General features: G+C 44.4%; 21 protein-coding genes and 2 tRNA genes. 8 read left to right on the forward strand and 15 right to left on the reverse strand.

The annotated features are described in order from the left end of the window. Positions 1–239: 239 nt before the first annotated feature. Complete coding sequence (locus tag HY064_07460; protein MBI3510486.1) at positions 240–3,641, forward strand: T9SS type A sorting domain-containing protein; 3,402 nt, start codon at positions 240–242, stop codon at positions 3,639–3,641. A gap of 136 nt (positions 3,642–3,777) precedes the next feature. Here the strand turns inward: HY064_07460 and HY064_07465 are convergent, their stop codons facing one another. From HY064_07465 to HY064_07480, 4 genes are all read right to left on the reverse strand, one after another. Continuing rightward, complete coding sequence (locus HY064_07465) at positions 3,778–4,227, reverse strand: hypothetical protein (GenBank protein ID MBI3510487.1); 450 nt, start codon at positions 4,225–4,227, stop codon at positions 3,778–3,780. Further along, complete coding sequence (locus HY064_07470; GenBank protein MBI3510488.1) at positions 4,217–5,032, reverse strand: toxin-antitoxin system YwqK family antitoxin; 816 nt, start codon at positions 5,030–5,032, stop codon at positions 4,217–4,219. Before HY064_07470 ends, HY064_07465 begins: the two co-directional genes overlap by 11 nt. After that, on the reverse strand, positions 5,029–6,003 hold the full coding sequence (locus HY064_07475; protein MBI3510489.1) for a polyprenyl synthetase family protein: 975 nt from the start codon (positions 6,001–6,003) through the stop codon (positions 5,029–5,031). Before HY064_07475 ends, HY064_07470 begins: the two co-directional genes overlap by 4 nt. Before the next feature lie 129 nt (positions 6,004–6,132). Further along, positions 6,133–7,680 (reverse strand): hypothetical protein, encoded by a 1,548-nt coding sequence (locus HY064_07480; GenBank protein ID MBI3510490.1) that lies wholly within the window; start codon positions 7,678–7,680, stop codon positions 6,133–6,135. A gap of 120 nt (positions 7,681–7,800) precedes the next feature. Between HY064_07480 and HY064_07485 the strand changes: the two genes are divergently transcribed. Further along, complete coding sequence (locus HY064_07485) at positions 7,801–8,550, forward strand: hypothetical protein (protein ID MBI3510491.1); 750 nt, start codon at positions 7,801–7,803, stop codon at positions 8,548–8,550. 129 nt (positions 8,551–8,679) lie between these two features. Here HY064_07485 and rlmN read toward each other — a convergent pair whose 3' ends face one another. Then, entirely contained in the window at positions 8,680–9,747 is a 1,068-nt protein-coding gene (gene rlmN, locus HY064_07490; GenBank protein MBI3510492.1) for a 23S rRNA (adenine(2503)-C(2))-methyltransferase RlmN, read from the reverse strand. A gap of 61 nt (positions 9,748–9,808) precedes the next feature. On the opposite strand from rlmN, the gene HY064_07495 reads away from it, so the two are divergent. Together HY064_07495 and HY064_07500 are read left to right on the forward strand one after the other, a co-directional pair. Next, a complete protein-coding gene (locus tag HY064_07495; protein ID MBI3510493.1) occupies positions 9,809–10,267 on the forward strand; it encodes a hypothetical protein in 459 nt (152 codons plus the stop codon). A gap of 38 nt (positions 10,268–10,305) precedes the next feature. Next, positions 10,306–11,472: an amidohydrolase family protein gene (locus HY064_07500; GenBank protein ID MBI3510494.1), complete on the forward strand. Its 1,167-nt coding sequence runs from the start codon at positions 10,306–10,308 to the stop codon at positions 11,470–11,472. 45 nt (positions 11,473–11,517) lie between these two features. Here the strand turns inward: HY064_07500 and HY064_07505 are convergent, their stop codons facing one another. Together HY064_07505 and queA are read right to left on the reverse strand one after the other, a co-directional pair. Continuing rightward, positions 11,518–12,228 carry a 2-C-methyl-D-erythritol 4-phosphate cytidylyltransferase gene (locus tag HY064_07505; GenBank protein ID MBI3510495.1) on the reverse strand — a complete coding sequence of 237 codons (711 nt, stop codon included), beginning with the start codon at positions 12,226–12,228 and terminating at the stop codon, positions 11,518–11,520. 186 nt (positions 12,229–12,414) lie between these two features. After that, positions 12,415–13,464 (reverse strand): tRNA preQ1(34) S-adenosylmethionine ribosyltransferase-isomerase QueA, encoded by a 1,050-nt coding sequence (queA, locus tag HY064_07510; GenBank protein MBI3510496.1) that lies wholly within the window; start codon positions 13,462–13,464, stop codon positions 12,415–12,417. Between the two features lie 595 nt (positions 13,465–14,059). On the opposite strand from queA, the gene HY064_07515 reads away from it, so the two are divergent. Both HY064_07515 and HY064_07520 read left to right on the forward strand, forming a co-directional pair. Then, entirely contained in the window at positions 14,060–14,722 is a 663-nt protein-coding gene (locus HY064_07515; GenBank protein ID MBI3510497.1) for a DUF2306 domain-containing protein, read from the forward strand. After that, complete coding sequence (locus tag HY064_07520) at positions 14,719–15,000, forward strand: hypothetical protein (protein ID MBI3510498.1); 282 nt, start codon at positions 14,719–14,721, stop codon at positions 14,998–15,000. Before HY064_07515 ends, HY064_07520 begins: the two co-directional genes overlap by 4 nt. Positions 15,001–15,319: 319 nt before the next feature. On the opposite strand, the gene HY064_07525 is transcribed toward HY064_07520, so the two are convergent. The 3 genes from HY064_07525 to HY064_07535 all read right to left on the reverse strand — a co-directional run bounded on the left by HY064_07525 (position 15,320) and on the right by HY064_07535 (position 18,515). Beyond that, a complete protein-coding gene (locus HY064_07525; protein MBI3510499.1) occupies positions 15,320–16,843 on the reverse strand; it encodes a 2,3-bisphosphoglycerate-independent phosphoglycerate mutase in 1,524 nt (507 codons plus the stop codon). After that, positions 16,840–17,829, reverse strand: a complete 990-nt coding sequence (locus HY064_07530; GenBank protein ID MBI3510500.1) for a GHKL domain-containing protein — start codon at positions 17,827–17,829, stop codon at positions 16,840–16,842. Before HY064_07530 ends, HY064_07525 begins: the two co-directional genes overlap by 4 nt. A gap of 233 nt (positions 17,830–18,062) precedes the next feature. Next, positions 18,063–18,515: a hypothetical protein gene (locus HY064_07535; GenBank protein MBI3510501.1), complete on the reverse strand. Its 453-nt coding sequence runs from the start codon at positions 18,513–18,515 to the stop codon at positions 18,063–18,065. A gap of 381 nt (positions 18,516–18,896) precedes the next feature. Between HY064_07535 and HY064_07540 the strand changes: the two genes are divergently transcribed. Next, positions 18,897–18,971 (forward strand) — tRNA-Val (locus tag HY064_07540). A 46-nt stretch (positions 18,972–19,017) separates the two neighbouring features. Beyond that, positions 19,018–19,092: transfer RNA gene (locus HY064_07545), tRNA-Val, on the forward strand. 44 nt (positions 19,093–19,136) lie between these two features. On the opposite strand, the gene HY064_07550 is transcribed toward HY064_07545, so the two are convergent. The 5 genes from HY064_07550 to HY064_07570 form a co-directional block, all read right to left on the reverse strand. Further along, complete coding sequence (locus HY064_07550; GenBank protein ID MBI3510502.1) at positions 19,137–20,375, reverse strand: bifunctional folylpolyglutamate synthase/dihydrofolate synthase; 1,239 nt, start codon at positions 20,373–20,375, stop codon at positions 19,137–19,139. Continuing rightward, complete coding sequence (locus tag HY064_07555) at positions 20,372–21,178, reverse strand: hypothetical protein (GenBank protein MBI3510503.1); 807 nt, start codon at positions 21,176–21,178, stop codon at positions 20,372–20,374. Before HY064_07555 ends, HY064_07550 begins: the two co-directional genes overlap by 4 nt. A 2-nt stretch (positions 21,179–21,180) precedes the next feature. Continuing rightward, positions 21,181–21,579 carry a biopolymer transporter ExbD gene (locus HY064_07560; protein ID MBI3510504.1) on the reverse strand — a complete coding sequence of 133 codons (399 nt, stop codon included), beginning with the start codon at positions 21,577–21,579 and terminating at the stop codon, positions 21,181–21,183. Between the two features lie 40 nt (positions 21,580–21,619). Further along, positions 21,620–22,357 carry a MotA/TolQ/ExbB proton channel family protein gene (locus HY064_07565; protein MBI3510505.1) on the reverse strand — a complete coding sequence of 246 codons (738 nt, stop codon included), beginning with the start codon at positions 22,355–22,357 and terminating at the stop codon, positions 21,620–21,622. A 234-nt stretch (positions 22,358–22,591) separates the two neighbouring features. After that, entirely contained in the window at positions 22,592–23,380 is a 789-nt protein-coding gene (locus HY064_07570) for a TonB family protein (GenBank protein ID MBI3510506.1), read from the reverse strand. Positions 23,381–23,653: the final 273 nt, after the last annotated feature.

The following is a 23,653-nucleotide window of genomic DNA, read 5'->3' on the forward strand; positions in this document are numbered from 1 at the left end:
AGGGAAGGATGGACAAAAATGGCGCATAACAAAACAGAAGGATGAAATTTAAACAGCCTCTTAGCCCGGGAAAATCTGTGCCAATATTTCCGCCTTCCTCATCCACATCAAGATTAAAAAACTACACTGGACCTGTTTAATCATTAATAAATCTGTTTCATTTTTCCCATGCCACGCGTCTCCCATCCCGCGTCTATTTCATTATATTTGAATTCATCCCCGCTTGTAATCCCATTGACATGAAACGAAAAGTTTCGCTTTTGATCGCGGGAATTATTTTTTCTCCATTCATTTTTGCGCAATCGCTGCAGGATGTTTTTTATCAAACCTGTCGCCCTGCTGTTTCACACGTTGATCTCGACATTAATAATGTGCGTGCTACGCTGCTCAATGAAGGCGATCTATGGTGGGGTCTTTCTTCTGCCGGATATGAAATTCCGAAAGGCAGCAATAAGTACAGCATGTTTGCCGGCGCATTATGGTTCGGCGCACTCGATGGTGGCGGATCGCTCATGACCGCTGCAATGACGTATCGCCAGACGGGAGATGATTTCTGGCCCGGCCCGCTCGATACAAATTCTGTTTCTACCACCGATAGTATTTGTCATCGCTACGATCGTTTCTGGAAATTGAATCGCAGTGATGTGGAATCTTTTCTCGCGCATCGCACCGATCCGAATTACACAATTCCTGAAGCAATTTTATCGTGGCCGGGAAATGGAAATGCAGCAGAAGGACAAGCGCATTATCTCGCACCGTTCTTCGATGCCGATGGCGATGGAATTTACAATCCGCATAACGGAGATTATCCGCGGTTTGCTTTGAATGGAAATCCCGATTGCAATACTGATCTTCTTGGCGACCAGGCAGTGTGGTGGATCTTCAACGACAAAGGAAATACACATTCGGAAACAGGAGGAAATCCATTCGGAATGGAAGTGCAGGCCATGGCATTTTCTTTTCGTTCGAACGATGCGCTGAATGATGCCACTTTTTATCGTTATAAAATTATCAATCGCTCGTCCACTTCCTGGAATCAAATGTGGATGGGACAATTTGCAGACGCCGAGGTTGGTGGGTATGACGATGATTATGTAGGATGCGATGTTGGAAGAGGAATGGGTTATGGTTATAACGGAGATGCGTTTGACCAGATCTACGGTTGGCATCCTCCGGCAATAGGAATTGATTTTGTTCAGGGGCCATTGGCAGATGCGAATGATCATATTGATAATGATCGTGATAGTTTGGTGGATGAGCCGGGCGAAAGAATTGAAATGTCGATGTTCAAATATTACGACAATGATTTTTCAATTGTTGGAAATCCGGAAACAGGTTTGCAGTATTATTATTTCATGCAGGGATTATGGAAAGATGGTTCGCCGCAAACGTACGGCGGCAATGGAGCAGGAGGAACTACACCGTGCTCATTCATGTTTCCCGACAATACTGATCCTTACGGTTGGGGAACAAATGGAATTCCTGAACCGGCGTGGTCGGAAGTTACCGTTGGAAATACACCGTTTGATCGTCGTTTTCTCGAGAGCGCCGGGCCTTTTTCCATGCAGCCCGGGCAAGTGCAAACTGTAACGATAGCCGTTCCGTGGGCGCGCGACACGGCGGGAAATAATATTGATGCGATCACAAAATTGCAGCAGGCCGATGATCGCGTTCAGCAATTATTCGATAATTGTTTTTCAAATATTTCCTGTTCTGAAAATGCTGCGCCGGAATTTTCATACACTGTCAATGGAGGAAATGTTTATTTCACTTCGGAATCCGCAACCGGAATTTACCAATGGAATTTCGGCGACGACGGTTTTGCATCGCAACAGTTTCCTGCGCACACTTACACGAGCGCGGGAACTTATCACGTTTGTTTTACGGTTATCACTTCCTGCGCAACACAAACTGTTTGTAATGATGTGGTGATCTCATTGCCACAAAACGAATGCGGGCCGCAAATTCAGCGCATAGAAGGACAAGGATCGGGAACACAAGTACTCGATCTTACGGATGAAACTGTAAATGAAATCCTGGATTCATCTTCTCATCGCTCTTTATTTCCCAAATACAAAGAACTGCACGGCCCGGTAAAAATCACTTATGAAGATTACGATCATCTCACCGATGGTGATTACAGAATTGCATTCGACACGACGGACATGAATGCGCACTGGAAATTGTGGAAGGCCGGCGGAACAGACACCGTTTATTCCGACAGCACAATTGGCAGCGGCAACAAACAGATTATTTCCCAATGGGGAATTGGTGTGCAAACACAACAAGTGAATTTGCCCGGACTATCGCGCAATCCCGATCACAATGGTTATCTCGAAGCGACACTGAAATTCGCCGATGAAAATAAAAACTGGCTGAGTGGAATTTCTGACAATGATGATTACACTTCTTTCAACTGGATCCGCAGCGGAGATTTCAGGAATACAAATCCGGGTTCCGGGGCATGTGCTTCTGCTTTTGATGATCGTTTTATTGGAAGTTCTCCCATTGATCCGAACGAAGATTATGAATCAAGTATAAATGGAACGTGGGCTCCTTATCGTTTATGCGCCGATGGAGTTCGTACGAATGCAAATACAATTTGCTATTCCACCGGCGTTGTTTATCCTGATGTTCCAACGACAGTCAACAACAAATTTGACAATATTCCGAATGTGAATATTGTTTTCACTGCCGATCAAACAAAATGGTCACGATGCATTGTTTTTGAAAGCGGAACAAACCCTTCTACAAACGAGGGAGGCACAGAAGGATTTTTCATGCGCGCACATGCGAGCGTGGACAAGAGCGGGCGCACGGTTGCACAGGGAGGAATTTCAGATGTGAATGATCCCGAAGCAGCCGATTACATTGGCGCAAACGGAATGGGATGGTTTCCGGGTTACGCGATCAATGTAGAAACGGGAGAGCGATTGAATATTGCGTTCGCAGAAAATTCTTCTCTTGGTTTGGATAATGGCGCCGATATGCTTTTCGATCCCGATGAAAAAATAAAAACAAATCTCGGTGAACCTCTTTTCGGCGGAATGCATTACGTGTATGTTTTTAATCACAATGGAAATGCAGTTTATACTTCCGGAGTGCTCACCGGGGAACTGAAAGATGTTCCGTTGTATGACGCAGGAAAAATGATGTACACGATTCTTTCATCTTCCGTTGCTTCAACAGAGCGAACAGAAATTTTCCGCGATGCGGCGTGGGCAGGAATTCCATTGCTGAATGCCGGGCACCAGTTACTCGAGTGCGATGCGACTGTGCGCCTGCGCGTGGAAAAACCCTATTCGAAATACCAGACCGATTCCATTCCGCAGAATAACAACGAACCGCTTTACGGATTTTCCATTGACAAAATGCATTTGTCCTGCAACATGTATGACGGCAACGTAATTGCATTTCCGAATCCATTCTGGGAAAACTGCACGATACTTTTTGATAATACGGAGAATGAAAGCAGCGAACTCGATCTCTATGACATGCGCGGAAGGATCGTGAAAAAATATTCCGGCATCACCACCGACCGCATCGACGTTACGAGCGATGGCCTCGAGCAGGGAGTGTACATGTACACATTATCGGTGGGAGGAAGAAAACCGCAGGTGGGAAAGATCATTCTGAAATAAAAAACCGGGAGGATTACGGATTGAACGGATGTACTGATTCCGGTGGGAGAAAAAAATTATTCTGAGATAGGGGAGAGAGTTGTGTTGGAAGACAACCTGCCACCGACAACTGAAAACTGCCAACCGAAAATCGCGTTCACTTCTCCGGAAAATTCACCACCTTATTCTGTCCGTACTCGTCCCAGAATTTCCATTTGCCCACTTGTTTGTCTTTTTTATAATAACCTACAGAGCTCGTGTCGCCATTCGCGTAGAATGAAACGCCGAAACCTTCGCGCAGTCCGTCTTTGTACGTTCCCTGGCTATAAATTTTTCCATCGCGGAAAAAGCTCATCCACGTTCCTTCGCGCAATCCGTTCTTCACTTCACCTTTCATGTAAATGACACCATTGTCATAACGCTCTTCGTAATCCCCGTCTTTCACATCGCCTTTCACTTTGTGCGGAGCGTGGCCGGTGTCCACAGAGACTGTCAATCCATGCGCGGAATCCTGAGAGGTGGAATCGCTTTTTGTTTTGGATTGATCGTCGCTGCAACTGAAAATAAAAAATGTGACAACCGAAAGAGAAATTATTTTAAGTTCCATATATTTTTTCCTTGTATAATTTTCCGTTACGGTAAATTTCTTTGCGATCCATTTTTCCGTCATCACCAAAGTACATCCATTTCCCGGTTTTTTTTCCGTCTTCATAACATCCGGTCGAATTTATTTTACCACTGGTTTTATAGTCGGTCCACTTGCCATCCCATTCGCCGTTCTCATAACTTCCTTCGGATTGAATTCTTCCCGAAGCGTCGTAGAATTTCCATGCGCCTTCCGCTTTACCTTTCACAATATTTCCTTCGCTCTGCAGCGTGCCGTTGTCATAATATCTTTTGTAAGGGCCATTCGGTTCGCCGTGCAAATAATTATTTTCTTCCATGATCTTCGTATTGCTGTACCACGATATCCATTTTCCTTCTTTCAGCCCATTGGCATAAAGCCCGCATTCTTTTTTGATCGTGTCGCCCCAGAATTCTATCCATGCGCCATTGAGCGTGTCATTTTTATAATGCGCTACATGCTGAATTCCTCCATTGGGGAAAAAGAAATACCACACACTATCTAAACGGTCGTTTTTATAAAATCCATAGCTGTTGAGTTTTCCGTCGGTCGAATAAAAGAACCAGCAACCCTGTGCGAGGCCTGCAGCATATTTTCCCGCCGATTTTTTCATTCCATCTTCATTGAAAAATATCCAGTCACCATCCAGCTTATTGTTACCATCCATCATACCCTCTCCTTTTTCCTTTCCGCTTTCGTAATAGAGTTTCTGGAAATGCGGTTGCGAAAAAAGTGCAGTGGCGCCAATGAAACAAAGGGCCGTAAGTAAAAATTTCAGTTTTTTCATTTTTCTCTTTCTGTAGTGAAAATTAATAAATCATTCAGTGATTGTTTTGCTTCGTTGCCGGGAAATTCATTCAACACGCGCAACGCTTTTTCGCGGTACTCATACATTTTTTCGCGTGCATACTGTATGCCCCCGCTCTGGTGCACGTACGCGATCACTTCGGCAACGCGCGCGGGTTCTTCGTTGTGATGTTTGAGAATATTGATGATGCGGCGCTTGTCGGTTTTAGTTGCATTGCCCAGAGCACGAATGAGCGGCAATGTCATTTTTTTTTCTTTGATGTCGATGCCGGTTGGTTTTCCGATGTTGTTTGCCGTTCCATAATCGAAGAGATCGTCTTTGATCTGGAATGCGATGCCGCAAAGTTCGCCGAACTCTTTCATTTTAATTCTCAGCTTTTCATCTGTGCTCACGCTTGCGGCACCCGCGCAGCAGCAGGAAGCAATGAGTGAAGCGGTTTTCTGGCGGATGATCTCGAAGTAAACCGGTTCGGCAATATCGAGCCGGCGCGCTTTTTCTATCTGCAATAATTCTCCTTCGCTCATCTGTCGCACGGCTTCCGAAACAATTTTAAGCAAATGAAAATCATCGTTGTTGATGCTGAGCAGTAATCCGCTCGAGAGCAAATAATCGCCAACGAGTACCGCAATTTTATTTTTCCATAATGCATTCACCGAAAAAAATCCGCGGCGCATATTGGAATCGTCCACCACATCATCGTGCACGAGCGTGGCTGTATGCAGCAATTCAATGAGCGCTGCAGCGCGATACGTGGAATCATTTACCGTTCCGCAGAGTTTCGCGGAAAGAAAAACGAATAGCGGGCGCATCTGTTTTCCTTTTCTCTTTACAATGTAATTCGTGATCTTATCGAGGAGCGGAACAGAACTTTTCATCGACTCGCGGAATTTTTTCTCGAAGAGAAGCATTTCGTTTGCTACAGGAGCTTTGATGGAATCGATGGAGGGCATTCTGTTTTGGTAATGAGTTTTAAAGTTTCGAGTTATGGGTTTTGAGTTAGGAGTTATCAGTAACTGACCAGAATCTGAGTTTTGTTTTTCTTATTAATTCTCATTACTCATTACCCATAACCCCAAATTCTATTCTATTTTCACATTGGCCAGTTTGAATGTACTTCCTTTCTCCCCGTAAAGAATAAGTTCATGTTCATTGCACTGCAAAAATAATTTCGGACGCAGAATAATTTTCAGATCATTATTGTTGAACATGGCCTGCCGGTCCTGGTTGCCACGCGAATCCATGGTGACGAGGGTCGCTACAGATCTTTTCGGATTGCTCAGATATTTGTAACGACCCTTGTCTTTCAATTTCAGATTTTTCGGATTATCGTTGAACATGAAATACATTTTGTCGCCGCTGACTGCAAATGCGAAGGAAGAATAATAACCGACATCGTTACGGCTCACCTGGTACTTAGGGATTTTTTTCGCCCACGAAATTCCTCCGTCAGGATCAATGCTCACCACGATGATCTCATTGTAATAATAATAATAAGTGTACGTGTACATTTTCGCTGTAGGGTCATAACTCTGCACGAGCACTTCATAATATTGTTCCGCAACAAGAATCGCTCCGCCATCATCACGCTGCACCAGATAACGCAGGTCGTAATCGGGAAGTTCTTTTCCGTGCGCCGCTTTCTGCGGGCTCATGAACTGCTCAAGGAAATCTTTTGAAAAATCCATGGTGCCCTGTGTGACCACTGCTTTTGTTTTGCGGTCGATTTTCAGGTAAAAAGTGCCGGTGGCTTCGAACGAACTTTTATTGGAATAAAATCCTGCGCATATAATATCGCCCGAATCATTCACCGCGATCTTCACATCACTGATGAATTTCGGATCAAGATTCACTTTGAATTCCTGGAGTGCGTCGGCAGCACGGTCATAAAGCAGGACAGAATTATAATACGTTGGGAGCGTTCTCCGCTCATGCGGACTCATCACGGATTTATCTTTTGAAATAGTGGCGAGCATGTACACGTCGCCTTTTTTAGAAACGATGAAATTATCGAGCGCAAAATACTGGTCGAGGTAAGGCGGGGCAATTTCTTTTTTCCATTCTGTTTTCAGATCGCTGTCGAGGAGCTGAAGCGTATAATTTTCATTGGCGGCTTTGTCATACGGTGGATTGATCACAATAAGAATGTGAAGTGAATCATCCGACATGGCGGCGAAAAAACTCCCGGAATTATTTTTTTTATCTGCATTTACCGAGGCGATCTGCATCCACGCTTTTTCCACCGTGCAGGTATTATCGAGTACTTCTGCATAAAGTACATTCACATTTTTTTCTTTGTCGTACAAACTTCCGAAAGCAAGAATTTTTTTATTGATAAGAAAAAGCGATTCCACATCCATCGTTCGCCCCTGCATGGAGAACTGAATGGTTTTGGAATAATCGAGTCCCATGTCGGTGAGTTTGTAACGCTCAACGATGGGCTCGTGCGTTGCGAAGAGGGAAAGATCGGCGCGCACGGCGTACACGTACGCATCATCATGGCCGAGCAGGTTGTTCAGTCGCGTTTTGCGCAATTGCTTCTGGGGAATTCCCCATGTAACATCTACCTGAGCGCTTACAGAAACTATTGAAAAAAGAAAAAGGAGGAATAAAGTGGAAACTCGTTTCATAATGAATGATTCGCTAATCAAAGTTACTCAATTCGCTCAGCAATAAGAGGAGAAATAATTCGTTAACAAGATCACGAGCTTCTGATTCCCGTTTGAATTTGTCGTAAATTTATAGTAGCCATGAGATTCGCTGTTGTCCATATTTTTTCTGTTCTCCTGATCGCGGGAAATATTTCCGCGCAAACTGTTATTAAAACGAATGCAGATACGACTCAACCTGTGAAGAAGGAGATTCATGTGAACGTGATGAATCCGAATGGAAAACAGACGGTGGAATACAAAGGAAAGGTGATGCACACTGACAGCGTTGCGAATGCGATGAAAATAAACCTGTTCAATCTTTCGCGCGGCGATTATGAAATTTATTGCGAGCATCGTTTCTCCGATGCTTTCAGTGCAGAAGCGGGAATAGGAGCTACTTATATCGATTACATTTATGAACTTTCGAGCAACGGTGGAAAATATATCAGTGTGATCAACGGCAACCTGCACAATGCAAAATTCTATTCTGGTTTTGCGGGCGGACTTCAATTGCGTTATTATCCTTCGAGATATGAAACGGCGATCACCGGTTATTATCTGGCGGCCGGCGTTACGCAGCGTAATTACAAAATGGATTATTACGTTTTCACCGGATTGATCTCAGAACCGCATCGCGTAGAAAGAAACTGGACGGATTTCAAAATTCAATTCGGCTACCAGGATGCTGATCCTTACGAACGTTTTTTCTGGGAATGGTATGTTTCTGCCGGAGTGCGCCACGCGGTGGAAGATAAAATAGAAGGAGACGGACTTGACGCAATCTATGATCACTATGATACGATGAAGCTGGTGATCGGCGGAGGAGTGAAGATCGGTTTCAACCTGTAGTAAGAAATACGAAAATTCTACTAAAAGTTACGTAATACAGATGAATACGAAATCTGTGTTCCCCAATAGACTTTTTCCCAAACGTGTTCGGGATTTCGTATTTCGTACTACCGCCGCATTACGTAACTTTTAGTTGTGTTTGGTATTTCGTACTACTGCGGTATTTTTATTCGCCAGTTGTCCGCAGGCTGCATCAATGTCTTTTCCTCTTGAGCGGCGCACATTCACGATCACATTTTTTTCCTCGAGAATATTTTTGAAAATGGCCAATCGTTCCGGAAGTGTTTGCCGGAATTCTCCGTCGTCGATCGGGTTGTATTCGATGATGTTCACTTTAGCCGGAACTTTTTTACAAAAGGCAGCGAGCTCTCTTGCATCTTCAGGAGAATCATTGAAGTCTTTGAACACAATGAATTCAAAAGTGACGCGCGTTCCTGTTTTGTCGTAAAAATAATTCAGTGATTCACCCAGCGCCTCAAGTGAATTCTGTTCGTTGATGGGCATGATGTAATTTCTCTTCAGATCATTTGCCGCGTGAAGAGAAAGTGCAAGATTGAATTTCACTTCATCATCGCCGAGTTTCTTTATCATCTTCGCAATTCCCGCTGTGGAAACCGTAATGCGCTGCGGCGACATTCCCAATCCTTCCGGCGAACAGATCTTCTCCACCGATTCAAGCACGGGAGAATAATTGAGTAATGGTTCTCCCATTCCCATGTAAACAATATTCGTCAGCGGCTGATCATATTTCTCCAGCGACTGGTTGCGTATCAGCACAACCTGGTCAACCATTTCTTCGGCATCAAGATTGCGCACGCGCGTGAGGCGTCCGGTTGCACAGAACCTGCATGTGAGCGAGCATCCCACCTGCGAGGAGATGCACGCGGTCATGCGCGAACTGGTGGGAATCAAAACGCCTTCCACAATATTCCCATCGTGCAAACGGAATGCATTTTTGATCGTGCGGTCTTTGCTCACCTGGAAATTATCGATCTGCACAATGGGGAAAGAAAAATTTTCTGCGAGCATCAATCGCGTTTCCTTCGGGAGATTTGTCATCTCATCAAAATTTCTCGCCGATCGTTGCCACAGCCATTCCCAAACCTGTTTCGCACGAAAAGATTTTTCTCCTTTTTCAGCAAAAAAAGTTCTCAGTTCTTCCAGGGGAAGTTGCCTTATATTTTTCTGAGCCGACATGCTACAAAGGTACGGTGGAACAACTGGAAGCCGGTGCAGGAAGATTTGTTATTTTAGAGCAGTGCGTTCCATCAGGATCTATACGAACAAAGCAAAATTGACCATTGCATTATTCTGCGGAGTGATCCTTCTTTTCGCTTCCGGATTTCTCCTGTTGTTTTCCCCGAACCCGGCAGAACCCATTGGTGGAATTGTGATAGCAGTGATCGTCATTCTTTTCGCGGTGTACAAGATCAATGACCGAAGAGCCGAAGTGGAACTGACCGACATTGGAATTAAAGCGAAATATTTCCGCGGGAAAATTCTTTTCTGGGATACGATCGAGAGCGTGGAAGTAAAACGTGTGGGAAGAAAAATGTGGGCGGTTTACGTAGAGACTACGCAGAAAACATTTTCCATACAAACGGATTATCTCAACATCGATAAATATAAATTAGCAGAACTGATCCATACGCTTGCATCGATGCCGGCTGAGGAGCGTGTGGATTTTATTATGCATGTGAATGGAGTTCGCCCTTAGCACGTAAAAGAAAATGGCGACATTTGTCGCACCCCCATATGCGTTTTATTTCAGCCGATCATATTTTTTCCGCACACACCGGTTTTATTTCCAATGGAATTCTTGCCATAGAAGAAGACGGAACAATTTCCGATCTCATTGATCCCACAAAAAATAATTCTTTTCCTGATCCGGAAAAATCCGAAGGCATCATTTGCCCGGGATTCATCAATGCACATTGTCATCTCGAACTTTCTCATTTGCGCGGAAAGATAGAGAAGCACACAGGTTTCGCAGGATTTGCAAAACAAGTGATGCCTATGCGCGGCGAATTTTCTCACGAAGAGATCATTGCAGCTTCGGAGAAAGCGGAAAAGGAAATGATCGCGAATGGAATTGTAGGAGTGGGTGATATCGTGAACAGTGTAGACACTTTCGAACTCAAGGAAAAAAATAATTTGCGCTATCACACATTCATCGAACTGATCTCGCTCAATCCCAAGATGGCGGAGAAAGCAGCGGAAGTGGGAATGTTTCTCAAGGATCATTGTCCGCAGACTTCTTCTATTTCGCCGCACGCTCCTTATTCTGTGTCGAATGAATTACTCGAGATCATCGGGAATCTTTCGCGTGGGGAGGAAATGCCGATCACCATGCACAACCAGGAAAGTGAAGCGGAGAGTGAATTTTTCCGTCGCGGCACAGGACCCGTGCGTGAACTTTATGATTTTCTCGGCATCGATATTTCGTGGTTCAAACCTTCCGGGGTGAATTCACTTCGCTCGAAACTGAAATATCTTCCGGTGAACCGGAATCTTATTCTTGTGCATAATACATTCACTTCCCCTGACGATATTACCTGGGCCGAATATTACAGCAAGAGTATTTACTGGTGTTTTTGCCCGGGCGCCAACCTGTACATTGAAAATAAATTGCCGGCATTTAAAAATTTCATGGATGCAAAAGTGAAGATGATCGTGGGAACAGATTCACTTGCTTCGAATGAAAAACTTTCTGTTTTCGGGGAATTGAAGATCATTGCACAACACGAAGAAAATATTTCTTCTGCGGAATTACTCACCTGGGCTACGAAGAACGGGGCAGAAGCTTTGAAGATGAATGATCTTGGTACGTTTGAGAAAGGGAAAAAACCGGGAGTGAATCTTTTAAGTGGAGTAACTCCGGAAAAAATTTCGCCGGAAGCGAAAGTGAAAAAACTGATCTGAAATAAATTTTCTTTTCCCTGGCTCTTCCCTCCGAACTCCATTCTCTTAAGGATGCGTTCCCCCGCTGAGATCTTTCGCGAGCTGCGATTTATTTTTCAGGATCGCCTCTGCAAGAACAAGATCGACCGGCGTAGTAAGTTTGAAATTATCGGCGTTGCCATCTACAAGATGAATTTGTTCCCCCAATGATTCCAGTACAGAAGCATCATCAGTAAAAGTGTATTTGTATTCCTGCGCGTAAGCTTTTTTCAGCAGCGGAACAGAAAAAGTCTGTGGAGTTTGTGTAAGACAATATTTCGAGCGATCGAGTGCGACAGTTTTCGTGGATTCGATCTGCCGGATAGAATCGCTGATCGGTATTGCCGGAATTCCATTGCCATATCGTCCTGCTGAATTGAATGCAGCGCTTATTGTTTTCAATCCCACCAGCGGGCGCACGGCATCATGCACGGCCACGAAAGCATCTTCCTCCGGAATAAGTGCGAGCCCGTTCTTCACCGATTCAAATCTTGTTTCTCCACCGGCAGTGATCTGTACGGAACCGGGAACATGATATTCCGATGCGATCTTTTCCCACATCGAAAGCTGGTCGGCAGGAAGAACAAGAATGATCGTGATGTTCGCATCGAATTCCACGAAAGCAGAAATGCTGTGGAGCACAACAGGTTTTCCATACAGCCGAATGAACTGTTTCGGTGTGGGAGACTGCATTCGCGCCCCGCGGCCTGCTGCAACAATGATGACGTAACGTTTCAAATTTGCCCGGTAAAAAGTGCGCGCAAGTTAAAATTACTCATTGGAATAAATGATGATTTAAACGCGAAATTTTTCAGCACCTGTTCATAAGGGTAGGAAATACGAAGATTCTACTAAAAGTTACGAAATACTAAAGAGTACGAAATCGGTCAGCGTAATACTTTTGTAAATATTCGTATTTCGTACTCACAGAATGAGCATGCAATCGCCGTAACTGAGGAAGCGATATTTTTCACGCACAGCTTCACGATAGGCTTTCATGATCAGATCGTAGCCACCGAAAGCGGAGACCATCATCAGCAGTGTCGATTCTGGTGCATGAAGATTGGTGACCATCGAATCGACGATCGAAAAATCATAAGGAGGAAAAACAAATTTATTGGTCCAGCCATTGAAAGGTTTCAGAAAGCGATCGGTAGAAACAGACGTTTCGGAAGCACGCATCACCGTAGTGCCCACAGCGCAAATACGTTTTTTATTCCGTTTCGCATTGTTCACGATATCCACGGCAGACTGCGGGATCTCGAGTTGTTCCGATTCCATTTTATGTTTGGTGAGATCTTCTACTTCCACCGGGCGGAAACTTCCGAGTCCTACATGAAGCGTGATCGTTGGAAAATTAATTCCTTTCAGCTCGAGGCGTTTCATCAGTTCGCGGCTGAAGTGTAATCCTGCTGTAGGAGCCGCAACAGCTCCTTCCACGCGTGCGTAAACGGTTTGGTAACGCTCCGTGTCTTCCGGTTGCAATGGTCGGCGGATGTATTTCGGAATAGGACAATTTCCGAGCGACTCGATTGTCTTTTTGAATTCTTCGAAAGGCCCGTCGAAAAGAAAACGCAGCGTTCTTCCGCGTGAGGTAGTGTTGTCGATCACTTCTGCAACGAGCGAATCATTTTCACCGAAATAAAGTTTATTACCAATGCGGATCTTTCTTGCAGGATCCACAAGAACATCCCACAGGCGGCTTTCCCGGTTGAGTTCACGCAGCAGGAACACTTCTATTTTAGCCCCAGTTTTTTCTTTATTTCCATACAAACGTGCGGGAAAAACTTTGGTATCGTTCAGCATCATGACATCGCCATCGTTGAAATAATTGATGATATCGCGGAAATGTTTGTGCTCAATCTTTCCGGTTTTGCGGTGAATGACCATCATACGCGAACCATCGCGTTGTTTAGCGGGATAATCAGCCACGAGATCGCGGGGAAGATTGAATTTGAACTGGGATAATTTCATAGTGGAAATTTAGTTTTAGAATTCTTCGGAAGCTGCAATAAAGAATGTTCTCTTTACCGGCTAAGCGGCGGCAAATATATCCTTATGAATACCCCAATGTCAAGTGCTTTCGTGTAATTCTCCGATTATTCCTGAAATAAATTCCATTCTGGGGTTCAATAAAAACCATTGGCAAAAAAAATCGCTCAAAATGAGGGGATTAACAGTATCCAGACAAAGAAGCAGAACTTTCATTGGGCATTTTCGTAAATTGAAATAATCAAAAACAGGTAACCATGAAGAGAGCCATTACAATGGTCTTGATTGGGACCTTGGTGTTGCTGGCAATCAGTGTAACATATGCTTTCACGGTGTACTATCACAAGTGAAAGCGGCAGGACCCGATCAGTATCGCTTTCGGGAGAAAAGCGAGGCTTAGAGGAAGAACGGTCACCCAAAGTGGCCGTTTTTTATTCCATCAATCAGTCGAAACAGAAATCCCAGCATTTGCCTCAATTGCTGGATGAAGTCCTACGCTGACAAATATTGAGAGGAAAGCCTTAGAAAAGGAACGTTACTTGGCATTATGGATCAAATGCAACAAGTGAACCGCAGAATGCTTTCGGCCCGGAATGCAATGAATGCCGGCGTGTTTGTTTTTTTCTGGTTGCCCGTCATTTTACTTTCGTTGCTGCTGGTGGTGAATACCATTCCGTATTTCACTTTCAAAACCGATTTTTCTTTTCTCCGCGACAGAACGGTGTTGTACAATAAATGGGTGTGGCGCTGGAGTTTTTACATTCACATTGCTGCCGGAGCTTTCTGCATTCTCACCGCGCTGCTGCAATTCTCTTCCTGGATTCTGCACAAGCGAAAAAAAATTCATACGGTGGCGGGAAAAATTTATGTGTTCGTCGTCTTGTTGCTCGGCGCGCCCAGCGGATTCTACATGACTTTTTTTGCAGAAGGCGGTCCTGCAGAAAGAATTTGCTTCATGTGCATGGCGGTGTTCTGGTTTTTTACAACGTACAAAGGATTCGTGACGGCCGCTTACCAGAAAAATTATCTCGCGCATAAATTCTGGATGATGCGCTCGTACGCGATGGTGCTTACCGCAGTCACCTTCCGCGTTTACCATATCATTTTTCATCACGCAGGAATGGAAGAGTTCACGAATTATTCCGTTTCACTCTGGATCAGCGTGATCGGAAATGCACTGGTGGCAGAAGCCATTATTTTTTTTCAGGCAAGAAATTATCTTAAAACCATCACCACATGAAAACTTTCATCGGGATCACCGTCGCCGCATTTCTCTCTGCGGGAATTTATGGTTTCATCGACATGGCGCGCGATGTGAATAAAGGAACGTATATCTCATATCCGAAAAACGATGAGCCGGAAAAAAATGTTATTGTTCCCATGAAGAAAACGATCGTGAATAAAGACGGGACAAAAAAAACTGTCACCTATTACATGGTGAAACCACAGGTCGTGAAAAAGAAAAAGAAAAAAAAGAAAATCATAGACGCGGAAGAATATTCAAGGGGCAGTGCATGAGGGTCGCCGCAGTCAATTGTTTACCTTCAGCTGATTCGCTGAAATAATTTCATCTGTAATCCTGTAACTTTTTTCCATTTGCGCATTATACTATCGGTAACCACGGAAACTATTAATGGTGACCACCCGGCGTAATACCCGGTTTATGGAGTTGGCAGGGACCGCAGCCCGTGCTCCATACTTTACACCCGCATGACGTCCTCCGTTATGTGGGTTTTTTTTACTGTACGAACTACGAAATGCACGAAGTACGAAGTGACGAATAGAAAAATTACTTTCGTATTTCGTACTTCGTGCATTTCGTAGTTCGTACAGTAGTTCATCCAATCAGAACATTCCCATTCATCTCTTTCGGAATTGCAATTTCCATTAGGGTAAGCAGGGTAGGGGCGATGTCGGCGAGGCGGCCGTTCTGAATTTTTTTATTATGATCGTCAATGAGAATGCAGGGCACCGGGTTTTTAGTGTGTGCTGTATTCGGTGAGCCGTCTTCGTTGATCGCGTAATCGGCATTGCCATGATCAGCGATGATGATGAAGGAGTAATTTTTTTTCATTCCCATTTCCACCACGCGTTTCAAACAGGCATCGACAGTTTCCGCTGCTTTTACAATGGCAGAATAAACACCGGTGTGGCCCACCATATCGGCATTTGCAAAATTCAGGCAAATAAAATCTGCTGTTTCATTTTCCAGCTCGGTGACAATGGCATCCGTCACTTCATTGGCGCTCATTTCAGGTTGCAGATCATACGTCGCCACTTTTGGTGAAGGGATCATGATGCGTTTTTCCCCATCGAATTCTTTTTCTCTTCCGCCTGAAAAGAAAAAAGTAACGTGAGGATATTTTTCTGTTTCAGCAATGCGGATCTGTTTTTTTCCGGCCTTCGAAATTATTTCACCGATCGTATTCACCAGATCATTTTTTCCGTAAACAACTTTCACCTGCTGAAAAGTGTGATCGTAAATGGTCATCGTTACATAATAGAGCGGAATAGTTTTCATGCCCTGCTCCGGCATATTTTTCTGCGTGAGTACTGTTGTAATTTCCCGGCAACGATCTGTTCTGAAATTAAAACAGAATACGGCATCACCTTCTTCAATCTTTGCAACCGGAGAGCCGTCATCATTCGTCATGATGAGCGGTTTGATGAATTCATCGGTCACACCGTTTGCATACGATCTGCTTATTGCTTCAATCGCGTCAGAAGATTTTTCACCAATGCCATTTATCATTCCATCGTAGGCGATCTTCACACGTTCCCATCTTTTATCGCGGTCCATTGCATAATATCTTCCGGTTATTGTTGCCAGTTTTCCCGTGGTGTGTTTCATGTGTGCGAGCAGGTGCGTGATGAAATTTTTTCCACTCTTCGGATCTGTGTCGCGCCCGTCTGTGAATGCGTGCACGAAAACATTTTTCAAATCGTAATTAGTTGCGCACTCAAGAAGATGATGAAGATGGAACTGGGAAGAATGAACGCCGCCATCGGAAACGAGTCCAATGAAATGCAGCTTTTTCCCTGACGTTTTCACATGATCAAAAAGTTCAAGAATTGTTTTTTCACTGTCAATGGTTTTTTCGCGGCAGGCTTTGTTGATCATTTCGAGATCCTGGTAAACAATTCTTCCTGCACCGATATTCAGGTGTCCCACTTCGGAATTTCCCATTTGCCCGTCGGGAAGTCCTACGTCGAGCCCGGAAGTCTGCAGCGTACTGTGCGGAAATTTTTTCATGAGTTCCCTGTAAAAAGGAACGTTGGAATGAGCGATCGCATCGGCTTTCGATCCGTCACCGATTCCCCAACCGTCGAGAATAATCAATACTGCTTTCCTGTTGTTCATGTCAATGGAATTCCGATTTCAAAAATAGTTCCTTTGCCCGTGTTATCGCGCACGCTGATGTTCCATCCATGTGCGTGCACCAGGTTGCGCACAATATACAATCCGAGGCCGGTGCCTTTTGTTCTTCTTGTTTCCTCATTCCCGATACGGTAGAATCTCCCGAAAATATTTTCTTTTTCATTTTCCGGAATACCGGCGCCGCGGTCCGTGATCGTTATAGCAACGGCCTTGTTTTTTTTCTTCATTGAAACACTGATCAAAGAATCTGCCTGGGAATATTTTACTGCATTCTCCAGCAGGTTGATGATGATGGAATGGAAACTCATTTTATCTGTTGCGCAGATAATATTTTTTTCGATGGAACATTCCAGCCGGTGTTCGCGTGCAAAATTGTTCTTCGATTTTGTGCAAAGGTCTTCCAGCAGATCAGAAATATTTTCCTGCTGCATGCGCAGCGAATAGGTATGATCATCGATGCGGGCAGCAACAAGAATATTCTCAATGAGAACATTCAGCCGGTCGATGTCTTCGATCGCATTATCCTGCATCTCTGTTTGTTTTTCTTTCGGTAATTCGCGTTTGCGCAATGTTTCGAGCTGAAGGCGAATGGAAGCAAGTGGAGAACGAAGTTCGTGAGTTACGGATAGAATAAAATTTTTCTGGCGTTCGTTCAGCGCCACTTCTTTTCTGAAACTGTTCCGTGTCCGGTAAATTCCAAGAATGAGCAGGATGAGAAAGACCGAACCTTCGCCGAAGATCATGATCCATTGCTTGTGAAGTTTGGAATTCAATTCATCGCCGGGAACGGTACTCACTTCTTCGTTCAAACCCCGCTGTACATTTTGCGAAAGAATTTTCTGTTCCAGCCGGTGAATTTCATTTTCCTGCTTCACGAGCAAAAAAGTCCACCAGCAGAATTGCAACATTACGTAAGCACAAAGAATGTAGAATAATAAAAGTGGCCGTGGGCGTTTCCCGCTTTTCATTCTTCAAAGATAGACAGGGGATGTGAGATTCAAGATTCAAGATTCAAAAATCAAGATTCAAAAATTAATTCTCCGATGAACTATTCCTTCTTTTTGGAATTTGGGTTTTCTTTTTTGTGATTTTTAAAAAAAAGAAATCCCGCTTTTGGCGGGACTCTTTCGAGAAGAACTGCTAACAAACCCATGAAATTACACCTCTTCTCTGTCTGGTACCGGCTATGAAACCGGCAAGATTACTTTGTAATGTGTTCGGGTGTAAAATCGACAAAGCCGTTTTTAATTTCCCGCGCATCATTTTCAAGTGATGCAATATTTTTCATCAGATCATCGAGCTGAGCTTTGTTACGCACAGAATTGGAGGTATCGGACTGGATGAGCTGAAGTTTATTATAATCGAGTAACTGCTGGTAATGCGTAATTATATCATTGTGATGTTTGATAAGACCGAGCGCTTTACTGTCGCTGTTGCAACCCATCTCATTGCTGTATTGCTGCACATGTGACTGGTGAACTTTTTTCATTTCATTCAGCTTCATTTCAAACTGTACGATCTGTGCGCGTAGTTCGGCTGCAGGGCCAGCATTGTTCACTTCGGCTTTCGTATCACTGCATGCGGTGTAACTGATGCCGAGCATAGTGAGTGCGAGAGCAAGTGTGGGAAGAATAGCGTTTCTGATGACTTCCATTTTTTTATTGACGAGCAAAAATATAGTTCCTTGCAAATGCGTGATAAGGAATTAGACCACAGGAAAATTGAGGGGGATGAAATGCGGAAAGAAGGCGATGAGTGAAATGGTCGGGAGTCGGGAATGGAGGAGGATTCAGAAGGCGGTAAGCAGTATGCAGTAGCGGCAGTTTAAAGCGGCAGCGGCAATCCAAACAAATCTTTGAGAATCTGTGAAGCATCTGCGGTAATATTTAGGTGTCAGTTACCGATTCCCATTGGGGAAATGCGAAAATAATTTCTGAACGCCAGTGGATATCGCGTTTCCGTAATAGTTGAAATTCTTACCCATCAGAATCATTTGGCTTATTATAGGGAAGAATATATATTTGCACCCCCAATCGGGAGCTTAGCTCAGCTGGTTCAGAGCATCTGCCTTACAAGCAGAGGGTCACAGGTTCGAACCCTGTAGCTCCCACGAAAAAAGTCGCTTCATCAATAGCGACTTTTTCTTTGAATTTTTTGGGATGTTAGCTCAGCTGGTTTAGAGCGCTACCTCGACAAGGTAGAGGTCACAGGTTCGAACCCCGTACGTCCCACTTAATCACAAAGAGAGCTGTTCCTTAGGAATGGCTTTTTTATTTCACATCGCCTCCGCCACCACGAACGTGCTTCCTCCAACGAAAACGAGATCATTTTTCTGCGCATTTTTCTGCGCAGCTTTCAAAGCGGTTTTTACCGAAGAATATTTTTTTCCATGAAGTCCGTTTTTCCCTGCGAGAATTTTCAATTCTTCTGCATCCATCGCTCTTGGTAATTTTGCTTTGCAGAAATAGTATTCCGCATTCACAGGAAGAAGTTTCAGTACTCCAGACGGATCTTTATCGCTAACCGTTCCGAAAACGAAATGAAGTTTCCGGAATTTCATTTTTTTCAATTGTGAAACCACTTCTTTTATTCCCGCTTCATTATGGCCGGTGTCGCAGATGGTCAATGGTTTTTTACGGATAATGTCCCATCTTCCGCGGAGCCCGGTATTCTTCACCACATTTTTTATTCCATCGCGAATATTTTTTTCTGAAATGGAAAAATTATTTTTTCGGAGTAGATCCACCGTTGCAAGAACAGTGCGGGTATTTTTTAATTGATAATTTCCTTGTAGCGGACAATTGAAGGCAAGAATTTTTTTGTCGGAAATATTTTTTTTATTCCGGTCGGCAAAAATCAATGGTGCATTTTTTTTCTTCGCCTTGCGGATAAAAACAGTTTTCACTTCCTCCTGCGTTTCACCGATGACGATCGGAATATTTTTTTTGATGATACCTGCTTTTTCTTCTGCGATTTTTTTCAGCGTGTTGCCAAGAAGATTCGTATGATCGTAACTGATGTTGGTGATCGCCGAACAAACCGGTGTGATCACATTCGTAGAATCGAGCCGCCCGCCAAGACCGGTTTCGATGATTGCGATGTCCACTTTTTTTTCTGAGAAATATTCAAACGCAAGTGCCACGGTCCATTCGAAAAAAGACGGTTCCGTTTTTTCAAATATATTTTTATTCTTTTCTACAAAATCGACAATGAAATTTTTACTGATCATTTTACCACTCACACGAACGCGCTCGCGGAAATCTTTCAGGTGAGGAGAAGTGTACAAACCGGTTTTGTATCCTGCTTCCTGCAGGATGGAAGCGAGAAGATGTGATACCGATCCTTTCCCGTTTGTTCCTGCAATGTGAATGGAACGAAAATTATTTTCAGGATTTCCGAGTGTATTGCAAATGGAGATCGTATTCGAGAGATCGGCTTTGTACGCAGCCGGACCGATGCGTTGAAACATCGGCAGGCGTGCATACAAATAATTCAATGTTTGGGAATAGTTCACCGAAGGGTGAATTTAATATCGATCGAAAGTAATTCATCAACCGGTGCGCTGCTATCGGCATTGAAAACAATTTTGTAAGCCGACTGAGTTGCGGTTGCACGCAGCGTGTTGTTGCTTGTTGTTCCTCCATTGCCGATCTCCGCACGTGTAACTTTTCCATCGCGATCCACATGAACAAGTACCACAACAATTCCTTCTTCCTGCGTTGGATTTACAATTTCCGGTTTCGATTGGATGTGGCGATAACTTGTTCCATTGTTTCCGCCATTTCCTCCGTGACCAGGATCTCCGCCATTGTTTGGTCCCGGGCCATCACCACTTCCGTTTCCCATTCCTCCAGTGTAAGGATCACCATTTCCCTGTCCGCCGATGTTGATGGTGGCTTTGCCTTTGTTCTTGTTGAAATTTGCGAGCAGTTGATTGAGTTGTTGCTGCGTGAGCGAACTGTGCACATTCGGATTCGAAGAAATATTATTTGAATTCGGATCGGTTACACTTCCGCTGCTTATGGGATTTGTCGCCGTGCTTGCACTTCCTCCATCAGTAGTTCCTGCATGGCCCGTATTTCCCTGCGAACCTCCGCCCTGCACACTTGCAGTTCCACCGCTTCCGTCATCGAATCCAACTTCGACAGCGATCACTTCCGGATCGGGGGGAATTGCAGGAATTGGAGTGATGATCTTCAGAAAAATAAGAATGAGAAGAAGTGTGATGGCAAACGATGCAGAAATGATCCACGCGAAAATTTTCGCTTTCCGTTCGTTGCTTTCTTCTCCAATCGTGTAAGCGAGTGTCGTTGCCATGGCTATCTGGATGTTTTAGCTGACAATACCATTTTCAATCCGAGCCGGCTTCCGATCTGCAGCACATCTGCAAGATCCTGTACAGTGAGTGTTTTGTCCAGGACGAGCATCACGCTTTTTGTATCCTGTGCTGTTGTTTCGGCAAGTAACGCCGGTTCCATCTGGTCGATGGTAATTGGCAGGTTGTTTACGTAGTAGTTATGCTGTGCATCCACAGCGAGCATCACGCTTTTATTATTCATCGGGCTCACGGTTTTCGAATTCGGAAGATCGAGCTTGATCACATTCCTGTTCGCGATCGTGGAGAGAATGATGAAGAACAACAGCAGGAAGAACATGATGTCGTTGAGCGAATCGGTGAAGACCTCTGCGCCTTCCCTGTTTTTCCTTCTGAGATTCATGAGTCGTGTGTTAATAACAAACGTAAAACGGAAGCAATTATTATTTGCCGGGTTCGTTGATCATGTCGAGAAATTCGAGTGTGGAGCGTTCAATTTTTTTGGAAACAGAATCAACGAGCGAATTGACGAAGTGATAGAACACAAATGCGATCACACCCACGGTGAGCCCTGCTGCAGAGGAAAACATTTTCAAATACAACCCGTGGGACACCTGCTTGATGCTCACTTCCCCGCTTGATCCGGCTATGTCGTGGAAAATTACAATAACACCCATGATCGTTCCTATGAAACCGATCATTGGCGCCATGCGTGCAACAAGATTGATGAAGTGAAGATTTTTTTCGGCGCGTGTTATTTCCACTCTTCCTGCAATTTCCATTGCTTCAGAAATTTCTTTCGTTGGTTTTCCCAATCGTGAAATTCCTTTTTCGATCACGCGCGGGATGGGGCCGCTTTGTGCGCGGCATAATTCTTTTGCTGAATCGATCTTCCCGTTCATCAGGTAATCGCGGATGTTGTTCATGAAATTGCGATCGAGTTTTCCTGCTTTCGAAACAACGATGAGGCGTTCGATGGCAAAATAAATTGCGAGCAACAAAAGGATCAGCAGCAAGATCATGAGTGTGGTCATGAACGGGCCGCCGCCGGTGAGAATTCCCATTGGCGTATTGACATCCTGCGTGGGCCCCGATGCAGCGGGAGGAACTATTCCTGCATTCTGCACAACTTTCGAAGTGTCATTCGCTGCATTCCCTGCCTGGAGAAGTAAATGGAACATGGAGATCGTTTTATTATAGAACGTTTACAATCTCCCGAAATTATTCTGAAACGAAAGGCCTCCGGGAAGAGGCCTGAGCCGATTTTCAACACCGGCGTGTTCATTCCCATGAGGCCTTCGCTGTCCTGTCGCTAGCAAACAGAACCTGCAGTGAGAAATGTGCGGATGATGAGTGAAAAATTTCTGCAGAAAAAATATTTGCAAACTTTCACAATCATGCACAAACATTCACATTCACTTCGACAAAATAAAATGGATGGGCTTGCGGTAAAGAAAATTCACCAGTCTTCCATTGTTTTTTCCGGGTATCCAGTCGGGCATTAGTTTCGCAACACGCAAAGCTTCGCGATCAAGCAACGGATGAACTCCTTTGATCACTTTTACATCCGTTACTTTTCCTTCGGTATTTACGATCCACGAAAGCCAGACTGTTCCTTCGATGTTCTGTTCTTTCGCAGGTTCGGGATAATGCGTGTTCTTCGGCCACCAGATATCGATATTCGGAAATTGCGGCGGATCACTTGCATAATCAATTGTGTCCGGTACAGGAGGATCATGATGGCCGCAATCTTTACAGCCAACAGTTCCTGTATCGACGGGGTCAACTCCTGTTCCGCCTTTTTTTCCATTCGGATCTGCACCTGATGAATCCACCAGTTTCGTGATCACATCTTTCAGTGTGATCTGCGGAGTGGTGAATGCTTTGGTTGCAGCTCCTTTCGGAGGTGGCTCAACGATCGGTTTTTCTTTTTTTACTTCATCTGTTTTCTTATCATCATGCGGAATGGTCATGGTGATGATCTTCACCGGCCCGTCATCTTTCGGACGGTCGGCAGCAACTGCAGAAGGAAGATGAATGAAATAAGATCCGATCGCTGATGCGAAAATTGCCGACGCAACGAACGCGGAGACCAGTACATTTTTGCTGTACCGTTTCCGGATCTGGAATGCGCCGTAGGCCTTGTGCCTTTTCTCAAAAACCAGTTCATTGAAACCGGCATTGAGGACGAATTTATTGTCCATGCGATTTTTGTTTTTAGTGATGGGTTAAACAATTGATGTCTTTCACCTGCAATCGTAACGGTGATTCAGTTGATGCGGCGCGGGAGGATGTGGCATGTAGCGCGGGGATGAAATGCGCTGTGAGGATTTGCCTTCGCCGTATTCAGGTAATGCAGGAGTAGATTCAGTTCATTCGGAGTGATTGGGGTTCCGTATTGTTCTACGCAATGATAAATACAATGGATCAGTTTCAAAATCTGTTTTTGATATGTGGCGCAGAGAGGTCAACCACTG

The organism is Bacteroidota bacterium (assembly GCA_016194975.1).
GTDB lineage: Bacteria > Bacteroidota > Bacteroidia > Palsa-965 > Palsa-965.